The following is a 10,837-nucleotide window of genomic DNA, read 5'->3' as shown; positions in this document are numbered from 1 at the left end:
GGGGTGGGGGATTACTTCAGGTCCAGGATGGGCCAGTTGTACGCGCGCGCGAGCGAGCGCAGCCGCAGGTCCGGGTTCACCGCGGTGGGCCGTCCCACCACGGCGAGCATGGCGTAGTCGGAGGCGCTGTCCGAGTAGCCATGGCACTGGTTGAGGGCCAGGCCTTCGCGCTCGCAATAGGCGCGGATGGCGTTGGCCTTGTTGGCGCCTTCGATGATGGGCGGAATCACCTTGCCGGTGGCCTTGCCGCCCACGAACTGCATCTTGTTGGCGATGACGTCATCGCAGCCCAGGTGCCGGGCCAGCGGGCGCATGGTGAAGTCCAGCGCTCCGGTGACCAACACGATGCGGCAACCGGCACGACGCGCCTCGTCGATGAGGTCCTGCGTCTGCTCGTACAGCGCGGGCTTGAGGACGTCCTCGAACATGTCCTCCGCGATGGTGACGAGCCGGTCCTCGCTGAGGCCCGAGTAGTACCGGTAGAAGAACTCGTTGAAGGCCTTGCGGTTGACGGCATCCAGGATGCCGAACACCGGGAGCCCCAGGGCGGTGCCCAGGGTGCGGCCCGCGATGCCCCGGAGCGAGCCCCGGTTCATGGCGTAATAGGCATAGACGTGGACGATGTTCGTCCGGACCAGCGTCCCGTCGACGTCGAAGAAGGCTGCTTTGGCGGGCACTTTGGGGGGCATGGGCGGTCGGGCTTCCTCCCATCCTGGGGGGGGTCCGGTCAACGAAAGCGGAAGGCCAGCGTGGGCTGCGGGCCCTTTGGGCGCATGGGGCTATAACCAGCCCTGCGCGCGATACCATTCACCACTGCGAGTGATGGACTCCGCCAGGCCACGGCGCGGCCGGAAGCCCAGCAGGCGCTCGGCCTTGGCCCCCGAGCAGGTCCAGGCCGGGGCCAGGAGCTGCCGCGCCAGCTTCCGGTTCAGGGGGAGCTTGCGGCCCGTCAGCCGCGTCACCCCGTCCGCCGCCGAGGCCAGGGCGGTCAGCACCGCCGGGGACAGCCTCCAGGTGCGCGTCTGGAAGCCCAGGGCCTTCGCCCCCAGGTCCTGCATCTCCTCCAGGGTCAGCCGCTCCGGCCCCGCGCAGAAGAACGCCTCCCCCAGGGCCTCCGGCTTCTCCGCCAATACGAGCAGCAGGTCCACCACGTCCTCCACGTCCACCAGGGACAGGGGACGGGGGCCTCCGGCCAGCTCCATCCGGATGCCCTTCTTCCCCAGCTTGAAGAAGGTCAGGTTTTCCCGGTCTCCGGGCCCGAGGATGCGCGGCGGGCGGATCACCGTCACCGGCAGCCGGTCCTGGAAGGAGAACGCGATGCGCTCCGCTTCCGCCTTGCTCTCGCCGTACCACTCATGCGGATGGAAGGCGTCCTCCTCTACATGGGGGCGCTCCGGGGTGGAGGGCCCGTGGGAGGCCAGGGAGCCGCACATCACCAGCCGGGGACGGGGCTCTGGCAGGGCGGCCATGGCCTCACAGATGAGGCGGGTGCCCTCCGCGTTGACGCGCATGAACTCGTCGCGCAGCGCGGCGCGGCGGATGCCAGCCAGGTGGAAGACGACGTCCACGCCCTTCACCGCGCTGGCCAGCGAGGCGGGGTCCGTCACGTCGCCCACCAGCCGCGTCCAGGGGTGGCCCTCCAGGGCCTTTTCCAGCTCGCGGGTGTCCGTGGTGGGGCGCAACAGGCATGAAATCCGGTCGCCGCGAGCCGCCAGCGCTCGCGCGAGCCAGGTCCCCAGGAAGCCACCGGCACCAGTGATGAGGGCATTCATGGGCGCTGTTTCATCCGAAAAGCCACATCCCGTCCACCGCCGAAAAGGGCAGGGTCCCCCACGAGGGGGAGGCTGCTCCGGGTGCCGACTTTCCGCCTCCGGACGCGCCGCGAGGCACAATCCCCGAGGGAAAACGGCCTCCGGAGCCGGATTCTGGCGCTCCGGACGCGTCGCGGGACTTCCGTTCCCGAGGGAAGAATGCGCTGCGGGGCCGAGTTCTAGCCTCCGAAGCCGTCGCTCCGAGGAGCCCCAGAGGGAAAAAGCGCGCGATGGACGCTGTTTTTCGCTCTAGGCCGTGCTACTACGCGCCATCGGCTCTAGCTTGAAGATGAAAGCACGCCGTGCAACGTCCCCTTCGGAGGGGAGGAGACACAAGACGAATGGCCGCCAAGAAAGCCGCTGCGAAGAAGTCTGCCCCTGCTGCCGCGAAGAAGGCTCCTGCCGCGAAGAAGGCCGCGGGCCGTAAGCCCAACGCCGCGTTCATGAAGGAGATGACGCCCTCCGCTGAGCTGGCGGCGATCGTCGGTTCCAAGGCGCTGCCCCGCACCGCGGTGGTCAGCAAGATCTGGGACTACATCAAGAAGAACAACCTCCAGGACGCGAAGAACAAGCGCCAGATCAACGCCGACGACAAGCTCAAGCCCATCTTCGGCGGCAAGAAGAACGTCACCATGTTCGAGATGACCGCGCTGGTGAACAAGCACCTGAGCTGAACGGTGCAGGGCCCGTCGGGGCCGTCGCCGGTAGCCCGAAGGACCCTGGGGGCTCGTCACGCATCGCGCGGGACGGGCCCTTCGCTTTTTCCCTCTGGACCGGCCGCCCGTCCGGAGCGTTGAAAAGGGGGCGAAGGCGCATCTGCCCGCTGGCGGACGCGCCGCGTCGGACCTACCTCTGGGGGTCATGTTCCACGACGGTTCCGAGGCAGGGGAGCGCTCCGCGCGGGTGGCGGACGCGGATGGCACGAACACGGCGGTGGAAGCCCAGGCGGAGGGCCTGTTCGAACAGGTCCAACGCGAGCTGCAATCGCGCCGCGGCACGCCGCTGTCCACCTACCGGATGCAGCTGCACCAGGGCTTCACCTTCCAACAGGCGAAGGCGCTGGTGCCGTACCTGGCCCGGCTGGGCGTGAGCGACTTCTATGCGTCGCCCTACCTCAAGGCCACGCCCGGCAGCACCCACGGCTACGACTGCGTGGACCACCAACGGCTCAACCCGGAGGTGGGCACGGAGGAAGAGCACGCCGCCCTCTGTGACGCCCTGAGCGAGCACGGGCTGGGGCAGGTGCTGGACGTGGTGCCCAACCACATGGGCATCGAGCGGGACAACCGGCTGTGGTTGGACGTGCTGGAGAACGGCCCATCGTCCGTCTACGCGAAGTTCTTCGACATGGACTGGCGGCCGGTGAAGGACGAGCTGGCGGACAAGGTGCTGCTGCCCATCCTGGGCGACCAGTACGGCATCGTGCTGGAGCGCGGCGAGCTGAAGCTGTCCTATGAGTCCGGCGCCTTCCATCTGCACTACTACGACCACCGTCTGCCGGTGGCGCCGCGCCAGTACGCGACCCTCCTCAAGCACGGCCTGGAGCGGTTGGAGAAGCAGCTGGGTCCGGAGTCGACGCACCTGGTGGAGCTGCTCTCCATCCTGACGGCCCTGGACCACCTGCCGCTGCGCACGGAGGTGGACGCGGCGAAGGTGACGGAGCGGCACCGCGAGAAGGAGGTCATCAAGCGGCGACTCGCCGCGGTGGTGGCGGACAGCGCGGAGCTGGCGGCGTACGTGGAGGAGAACCTCCGGGTGTTCAACGGCACGCCCGGCAACGTGCGCTCCTTCGACCTCCTGGATTCGCTGCTGCAGAACTGCAGCTACCGGCTGGCGCACTGGCGCGTGGCGGGCGAGGAGATCAACTACCGCCGCTTCTTCGACATCAACGGCCTGGCCGCCATCCGCGTGGAGGACGCGGATGTCTTCCAGGAGGCGCACCAGCGCATCTTCGAGTGGCTGCGCGAGGGGCGCGTCACGGGCCTGAGAATCGACCACCCGGACGGCCTCTTCGACCCCACCGCCTACTTCCTGGACCTGCAGGAGCGCTTCTTCGTGGAGCGCGCGCGGGCGCGCTTCGACGCGGAGAAGAAGGAGGGGGACGACGCGCGGTGGCCGGAGGTGGAGGCGCTCTTGCGCGCGAAGTGGCGGCGCCAGGTGATGGACACGCCGGACAGCCCGCTGCGCAAGGCGCTTTTCGTGGCGGTGGAGAAGATTCAAGGCGGCCGCGAGCGCATCCCGGAGTCGTGGGCGGTGCACGGCACCACCGGCTACCGCTTCGCCAACGCGGTGAGCGGCCTGTTCGTGCACCCGGCCGCGGAGGCGCACCTGACGGAGACGTACGAGCGCTTCGCGGGCGGCACGCAGGACTTCGCGGAGCTGGTGTACCAGAAGAAGCTGCTCATCATGCGCGTGAGCATGGCCAGCGAAATCAACGTGCTGGCGCACGAGCTCAACCGCATCTCGGAGATGAACCGCCGCACGCGCGACTTCACGCTCAACAGCCTGCGGCGCGCGCTGGTGGAGTTCATCGCGCTGTTCCCCGTGTACCGCACCTACGTGGACGGCTGGCGCGCGGAGCTGGACGTGCGCGATGTGCAGTACATCGAGTGGACCCTCCAGCGCGCCAAGGAGCGCAACACCACCACCAACGCCTCCATCTTCGACTTCCTGCGCGACATCCTCCTGGGCCGCTACCCGGAGCACGTGGGGGATGAAGAGAAGGCGGTGATGCTGCGGTTCGCGATGAAGCTCCAGCAGGTGACGGGCCCCGTCATGGCCAAGGGCCTGGAGGACACCGTCTTCTACATCTACAACCGGCTGGTGAGCCTCAACGAGGTGGGCGGCGAGCCGGAGCACTTCGGCATGCGCGCCACCACCTTCCACCTGCGCAACCAGGAGCGCGCGGAGCGCTGGCCGGCGAGCATGCTCACCTCCAGCACCCACGACACCAAGCGCAGCGAGGACGTGCGCGCGCGCATCAACGTCCTCACGGAGCTGCCGGAGGACTGGCGGGAGAAGGTGCGCGCCTGGGCGGACCTCACCCGGCCCTTCGTCAGCCACCTGCCCTCGGGCCCCGCGCCGTCGTCCAACGACGTCTACCTCTTCTTCCAGACGGTGGTGGGCGCGTGGCCCATGGGCGAGCAGGTGCCCGAAGGCGAGTGGAAGGAGTTCCACCGCCGCGTGCGCGAGTACATGGGCAAGGCCATCAAGGAGGCCAAGGTCCGCACGTCGTGGACCAACCCGGACGGCTCCTACGACGACGCGGTGGCGCGCTTCGTGGACGCGTGCTTCGACCCCTCGAAGGGCCAGGCCTTCCTGGATGACATGAAGGCCTTCAAGCGCCGCATCGAGCGCGCGGGCCAGCACAACGCGCTGGGGCAGCTGCTCCTGAAGCTGGCCTCGCCCGGCGTGGTGGACACGTACCAGGGCTGCGAGCTGTGGGACTTGTCGCTGGTGGATCCGGACAACCGCCGGCCGGTGGACTACGCCCTGCGCGAGCGGCTGCTCACGGCGCTGGACGACGCGGCGGCGAAGGACCGGCCCGCCCTGTGCGAGCGGCTGGTGAAGGACCTGGATGACGGGCAGGTGAAGCTCTTCGTCCTGGCGGAGGCGCTGCGGCTGCGCCAGAAGTACGCGGACCTCTGCCGCGCGGGCGGTTACGAGGCGCTGGAGCTGTCCGGGCCGCGCTCGCCCGCGGCGGTCGGCTTCGCGCGCACGCACGGTGAAAGCGTGCTGATTGCCTGCGCGCCGCGTTACACGCTGGAGGCGCTGGAGTCCGGCGGGCTGGCTCAGGCGTATGACGGTACGTTCCTGAACCTTCCGGAAGCATATGCGGGCATGATGTTCCGCAATGTCTTCACCGGGCGCCCCGTCCGTCCCCAGCAGGGGCCGGGAGGCGTGGGGCTGGCCCTGGGGCCGCTCCTCGCGGAGTTCCCGGTGGTGCTGCTGGAGAGGAGCACTGGATGAGAAGGGCCGAGGTGCTTCCAGGGAAGCCGTTTCCCCTGGGCGCCACGTACGACGGGAACGGCGTGAACTTCGCCGTGTTCAGCGAGCACGCGAAGAAGGTGGAGGTCTGTCTCTTCGACCCCGCCGACCCCAAGAAGGAGACGCGCCGCTTCCCGTTGCTGGAGACCACGAACCACGTCTTTCACGGCTACATGCCGGGCGTGCACGCCGGCTGTCTGTACGGCCTGCGGGTTCACGGTCCGTATGAACCGAAGAAGGGCCTGCGCTTCAACCCGCACAAGCTCCTGGTGGACCCCTACGCCCGCGCGCTGCACGGTCAGGTGGACCCCAAGGCGCCCATCCACGGGTACGTGCACGGGGGCAAGGAGGAGGACCTCGTCATGGACACGCAGGACGACGCCTGGGGCGTGCCCAAGGCGGTCATCCTGTCGGACGGGTTCGACTGGGAGAATGACAAGCGGCCGGAGGTCCCCTGGCACAAGACGGTCCTCTACGAGCTGCACGTCAAGGGCTTCACCAAGCTGAACCCGCGCATGCCGGAGCACCTGCGCGGCACGTACGCGGGCCTGGCGCACCCGGCCAGCATCGAGCACCTGAAGAAGGTGGGCGTGACGAGCGTGGAGCTGCTCCCCATCCACGCCTTCATGGACGAGCCGTTCCTCACCCAGAAGGGGCGCTCCAACTACTGGGGCTACAACACGCTGGGCTTCTTCGCTCCGGACGCGCGCTACTGCGCGTCGGGCTCGCTGGGCGAGCAGGTGGCGGAGTTCAAGGGGATGGTGAAGCTGCTGCACCGCGCGGGAATCGAAGTGATTCTCGACGTCGTGTACAACCACACCTGCGAGGGCAACCACCTGGGCCCCACGCTGTCCTTCAAGGGGCTGGACGCCGGCGCGTACTACCGGCTCAGTGAGAAGGACCCGCGCTACTTCATGGACTTCACGGGGTGCGGCAACTCGTGGAACGCCACGCACCCGTATGCGCTGAAGCTCATCGCGGACTCGCTGCGCTACTGGGTGGAAGTGATGCACGTGGACGGCTTCCGCTTCGACCTGGCGACGACGCTGGGACGCGACAGGCACGGATACGACACCCGCGCGGCCTTCTTTCAAATCCTCCACCAGGACCCCGTCTTGAGCCGCGTGAAGCTCATCGCGGAGCCGTGGGACGTGGGGGACTACGGCTACCAGGTGGGCAACTTCCCGGTGCTGTGGAGCGAGTGGAACGGCAAGTACCGCGACACCATGCGCCGCTACTGGAAGGGTGACGACCGGCAGGCGGCGGAGATTGGTTCCCGGCTCACCGGCAGCTCCGACCTGTTCGCGCTGTCCGGCCGCAAGCCCACGGCGAGCGTGAACTTCGTCACCGCGCATGACGGCTTCACGCTGCACGACCTGGTGACGTACAGCCAGAAGCACAACGAGGCCAACGGCGAGGAGAACCGCGACGGCGCCAATGACAACCACGCCTGGAACTGCGGCGTGGAGGGGGAGACGAACGACCCCAAGGTGAACACGCTGCGCGAGCAGCAGAAGCGCAACTTCCTGGCGTCCCTCTTCCTGTCGCAGGGCGTGCCCATGCTGGTGGCGGGCGACGAGATGGGCCGCACGCAGAAGGGCAACAACAACGCCTACTGCCAGGACAACGAGCTGTCGTGGGTGAACTGGGAGCTCAACGAGAAGCAGCGCCAGCTCCTGGACTTCACCGCCCGCATCATCAAGCTGCGGCGCGAGCAGCCGGTGCTCTCCAAGCGCCGCTTCTTCCGCGGGGCCCACATCTGGGACAGCGAGCTGAAGGACCTGGCGTGGTTCCGGCCGGACGGCAAGGAGATGAAGCGCGACGACTGGGAGAAGCCCTACGTGCGCTCCCTGGCCTTCCTGCTGGGGGGGGACGCCATCGCCACGCCGGACGACGAGGGCCACCGCATCGTCGGGGACACCTTGCTGGTGCTGCTCAACGCGCACCACGAGCCCATCACCTTCATGCTGCCCGCCCTGGAGTGGGGCGCGGACTGGGAGCTGGTGGTGGACACCGCGGCCACGGGGGAATCCCTGCGCACGCACACCCCGGCGGGCGGCAAGGTGCAGGCGGCGGGACGTTCCCTGGTGGTCTTGCGGCGCCCGGCGACGGAATGGGAGTAGCCGCCGGGGCCGTCCCGGAGTAGGCAGCGGGCGTGATGACCCACACGCTCTGGCCCTGGGTGGCCTTCAACGTCTTCGTCCTGGCGATGCTCGCCATGGACCTGGGGCTGTTCCACCGCAAGGAGCACGCGGTGTCGTCGAAAGAGGCGACGCTGTGGACTCTGGTGTGGGTGAGCATCAGCCTCGCGTTCTGCGGAGGCGTGTTCCACTACGGCGGCAAGGGGCCGGCGCTGGAGTGGCTGACGGCGTACGTCGTGGAGTACGCGCTGTCGGTCGACAACCTCTTCGTCTTCCTGATGGTGTTCGGCTACTTCCGGGTGCCGCCGCAGCACCAGCACCGGGTGCTCTTCTGGGGCATTCTGGGCGCGTTCGTGATGCGCGCGGTGCTCATCGTCGCGGGCACGGCGCTGGTGGCCCGCTTCGAGTGGCTCATCTTCCTGTTCGGCGCGTTCCTCGTCTACACGGCCTCCAAGATGCTCTGGGCCAAGGACGACGACGACGTGGACCCGGAGGCGGGCTTCATCGTCAAGATGGCCCGGCGCCTGCTGCCGGTGTCGCGCCAGGGAGACGGCAGCCGCTTCTTCCTCCACGAGGATGGCCGGCGCAAGGTGACGCCGCTGTTCATCGTGTTGCTGGTGGTGGAGGCCACGGACCTGCTCTTCGCCATGGACTCCATCCCGGCGGTGCTGGGCATCAGCAAGGACCCGTTCATCATCTACACGTCCAACGTCTGCGCCATCCTGGGCCTGCGCTCGCTCTTCTTCGTCGTCTCCAGCCTGATGGAGAAGTTCCATCTGCTGAAGGCCGCGCTGGGCGTCATCCTGGCCTTCGTGGGCGTGAAGATGCTCATCGAGCACTGGTACAAGATTCCCATCGGCATCTCGCTGGCGGTGATTGCCGCCTGCCTCCTGGTGGCCATCGTGGCGTCGCTGGTGTTCCCCAAGCCTCCGGAGGCCGCGGGCTCCACCCCGGTGGCGGACGCGGACAAGGCCCCGGACGCGCCGGCCAAGGAGCAGGAGCGCGGCTGACGGGGGCCCTGGAGCCTCGGGAGACCCCTGCGTTTCCCTTGCATCGGGCGGGAGTCGCTGCCAAGTCTCCCGGCATGTCCACCGCCACCACCGACGGCATCCGCGTCACCGTGGAGCCGACCTTCTGGCCGGAGCGCAGCACTCCTGAGTCCGGGCAGTTCGCCTTCATGTACAAGGTGGTGCTCTTCAACGAAGGCACCGTCCCGGCGCAGCTGCGGTCGCGGCATTGGATCATCACCGACGCCCAGGGCCACGTGGACGAGGTGAAGGGTGAGGGCGTGGTCGGCCGTCAGCCGCACCTCAAGCCGGGCGAGCGGTTCGAGTACACCAGCTGGGCGATGCTGAAGACGCCCTTCGGCACCATGCGCGGCGGCTACGAGATGGAGCGTCCGGACGGCACGCGCTTCGAGGCGCGCATCGCCGAGTTCGCGCTCACGCTGCCGCACGCGCTGCACTGAAAAAGACTCCCGAGGGACTTCGCGCATGGCCGTGCCGACCACGAAGCGGGGACTGCTGCTCGTCAACCTGGGGACGCCGGACGCGCCCGAGTCCGGGCCGGTGCGCCGCTACCTGCGCGAGTTCCTCAACGACCCGCGCGTCATCGACATCCACCCGGTGGGGCGCTGGTTCCTCCTGAACCTCTTCATCCTTCCCTTCCGCCCCGCGAAGAGCGCGGAGGCGTACCGCAAGGTGTGGATGAAGGAGGGCTCGCCGCTGCTCGTGTACAGCCGCGCGCTGGAGGCGCGGGTGCGGGAGCAGCTGGGGGACGACTACGAAGTCGAGCTGGCCATGCGCTACGGCAACCCGTCGCTGCCGGACGCCATCGCGCGGCTGAAGGCGAAGGGCGTGTCGGAGTTCACGGTGCTGCCGCTGTACCCGCACGAGGCGGCGTCGTCTTCCGCGTCGTCGCTGGCGCGCATCTATGAAGTGCTGGCGGAGGGCTGGGACGTTCCCAACGTGCGCGCGGTGCCGGCGTTCTGGGATGACGCGGGCTTCCTGGACGCGTTCGCGTCGGTGGCCCGGCCGGTGATTGCCGACATGCGCGCGGACCACGTGCTCTTCAGCTTCCACGGGTTGCCGGAGCGGCACATGCGCAAGAGCGACCCGACGGGAAAGCACTGCCTGGCGTCCTCGGGGTGCTGTGACGCCATCACGGCGGAGAACCGGCACTGCTACCGCGCGCAGTGCTTCGCGACGGCGCGGATGCTGGCCCAGCGGCTGGCGCTGCCGGAGGGCGGCTACACGGTGTCCTTCCAGTCGCGGCTGGGGCGCACGCCGTGGGTGAAGCCCTACACGGACCTGGTGCTGCCGGAGCTGGCGGCGAAGGGCGTGAAGCGGCTGGCGGTGATGTGCCCGGCCTTCGTGGCGGACTGCCTGGAGACGCTGGAGGAGGTTGGCCTCCGTGCGAAGGAGCAGTTCGTGGAGGCGGGCGGCGAGTCGCTGACGCTGGTGCCGTCCCTCAACGCCCACCCGGAGTGGGTGGACGCCGTGGTGCGGATGGTGCGCGCTTCGGACGGCCCGGCCCCTACGGCGCGGGCGGAGTCGCGGTAGGCGCGGGCGCTGCTTCCGGAGCCTGGGGCGCGGCCGGAGCCTGCTGGGGCGCGCTGACGGGCGTGATGCGGGCCTTGTAGGTGCCCGCGGGCAGGTTCACGGCGGGCTGCGCGGGGCCGTTGAGGGCGGTGGACAGGGTGCCCTCCCAGGAGCGCCACTGGCCGGCCTTCACCAGGAACTCGCCCTTGCCGGTGACCTTCACGGTGGCGCCCAGCTCGGTGCCTTCCGGCTGTGCGGTGGGGGCGGGCGCGTCGTCCAGCTCGTTGGGGACCTCGATGGCGGTGTTCTCGGGGCCCGCCTGCTTCGCGGCCTTGTCCTTCTTGGGGAGGGCGGGGCG

8 protein-coding genes and 1 pseudogene are annotated in these 10,837 nt (G+C 68.7%); 6 read left to right on the top strand and 3 right to left on the bottom strand.

All coding sequences use genetic code 11. The annotated features are described in order from the left end of the window. Positions 1–11: 11 nt before the first annotated feature. Both D7Y15_RS39630 and D7Y15_RS39625 read right to left on the bottom strand, forming a co-directional pair. Positions 12–677 carry an HAD family phosphatase gene (locus D7Y15_RS39630; protein ID WP_120567363.1) on the bottom strand — a complete coding sequence of 222 codons (666 nt, stop codon included), beginning with the start codon at positions 675–677 and terminating at the stop codon, positions 12–14. A gap of 102 nt (positions 678–779) precedes the next feature. Further along, complete coding sequence (locus D7Y15_RS39625) at positions 780–1,772, bottom strand: NAD(P)-dependent oxidoreductase (protein ID WP_121755802.1); 993 nt, start codon at positions 1,770–1,772, stop codon at positions 780–782. A 380-nt stretch (positions 1,773–2,152) separates the two neighbouring features. Here D7Y15_RS39625 and D7Y15_RS39620 point away from each other — a divergent pair, with 380 nt between their 5' ends. The 6 genes from D7Y15_RS39620 to hemH all read left to right on the top strand — a co-directional run bounded on the left by D7Y15_RS39620 (position 2,153) and on the right by hemH (position 10,500). Then, on the top strand, positions 2,153–2,485 hold the full coding sequence (locus D7Y15_RS39620) for an SWIB/MDM2 domain-containing protein (RefSeq protein WP_014394388.1): 333 nt from the start codon (positions 2,153–2,155) through the stop codon (positions 2,483–2,485). A 187-nt stretch (positions 2,486–2,672) separates the two neighbouring features. After that, positions 2,673–5,780 (top strand): malto-oligosyltrehalose synthase, encoded by a 3,108-nt coding sequence (treY, locus tag D7Y15_RS39615; protein ID WP_233605262.1) that lies wholly within the window; start codon positions 2,673–2,675, stop codon positions 5,778–5,780. After that, on the top strand, positions 5,777–7,921 hold the full coding sequence (gene glgX, locus D7Y15_RS39610) for a glycogen debranching protein GlgX (protein ID WP_120580972.1): 2,145 nt from the start codon (positions 5,777–5,779) through the stop codon (positions 7,919–7,921). The genes treY and glgX overlap by 4 nt, the downstream gene beginning before the upstream one ends. Positions 7,922–7,956: 35 nt before the next feature. Then, complete coding sequence (locus D7Y15_RS39605; protein ID WP_121755801.1) at positions 7,957–8,949, top strand: TerC family protein; 993 nt, start codon at positions 7,957–7,959, stop codon at positions 8,947–8,949. Between the two features lie 74 nt (positions 8,950–9,023). Next, the gene (gene apaG / locus D7Y15_RS39600) at positions 9,024–9,407 is read left to right on the top strand and encodes a Co2+/Mg2+ efflux protein ApaG (RefSeq protein WP_120580970.1); all 384 of its coding nucleotides are present in this window, start codon (positions 9,024–9,026) and stop codon (positions 9,405–9,407) included. Positions 9,408–9,432: 25 nt separating this feature from the next. Further along, on the top strand, positions 9,433–10,500 hold the full coding sequence (gene hemH / locus D7Y15_RS39595; RefSeq protein WP_121755800.1) for a ferrochelatase: 1,068 nt from the start codon (positions 9,433–9,435) through the stop codon (positions 10,498–10,500). On the opposite strand, the pseudogene D7Y15_RS44975 reads toward hemH, so the two are convergent. Continuing rightward, positions 10,475–10,837, bottom strand: a pseudogene (locus tag D7Y15_RS44975) (hypothetical protein); the annotation flags it as partial. The gene hemH and the pseudogene D7Y15_RS44975 sit on opposite strands and share 26 nt — an antisense overlap.

It is taken from the genome of Corallococcus sp. AB030, assembly GCF_003668965.1.
In the GTDB taxonomy this organism is placed as follows: domain Bacteria; phylum Myxococcota; class Myxococcia; order Myxococcales; family Myxococcaceae; genus Corallococcus; species Corallococcus exiguus.
The sequence above is the reverse complement of the archived record's forward strand: the minus strand, read 5'-3'. Positions and strand labels throughout refer to the sequence as shown.

Bases quoted from the DNA above. Each gene is read 5' to 3' on its own strand.
- D7Y15_RS39625 (WP_121755802.1), bottom strand. From the start codon at position 1,772: ATGAATGCCCTCATCACTGGTGCCGGTGGCTTCCTGGGGACCTGGCTC.
- D7Y15_RS39620 (WP_014394388.1), top strand. From the start codon at position 2,153: ATGGCCGCCAAGAAAGCCGCTGCGAAGAAGTCTGCCCCTGCTGCCGCG.
- treY (WP_233605262.1), top strand. From the start codon at position 2,673: ATGTTCCACGACGGTTCCGAGGCAGGGGAGCGCTCCGCGCGGGTGGCG.
- glgX (WP_120580972.1), top strand. From the start codon at position 5,777: ATGAGAAGGGCCGAGGTGCTTCCAGGGAAGCCGTTTCCCCTGGGCGCC.
- D7Y15_RS39605 (WP_121755801.1), top strand. From the start codon at position 7,957: ATGACCCACACGCTCTGGCCCTGGGTGGCCTTCAACGTCTTCGTCCTG.
- apaG (WP_120580970.1), top strand. From the start codon at position 9,024: ATGTCCACCGCCACCACCGACGGCATCCGCGTCACCGTGGAGCCGACC.
- hemH (WP_121755800.1), top strand. From the start codon at position 9,433: ATGGCCGTGCCGACCACGAAGCGGGGACTGCTGCTCGTCAACCTGGGG.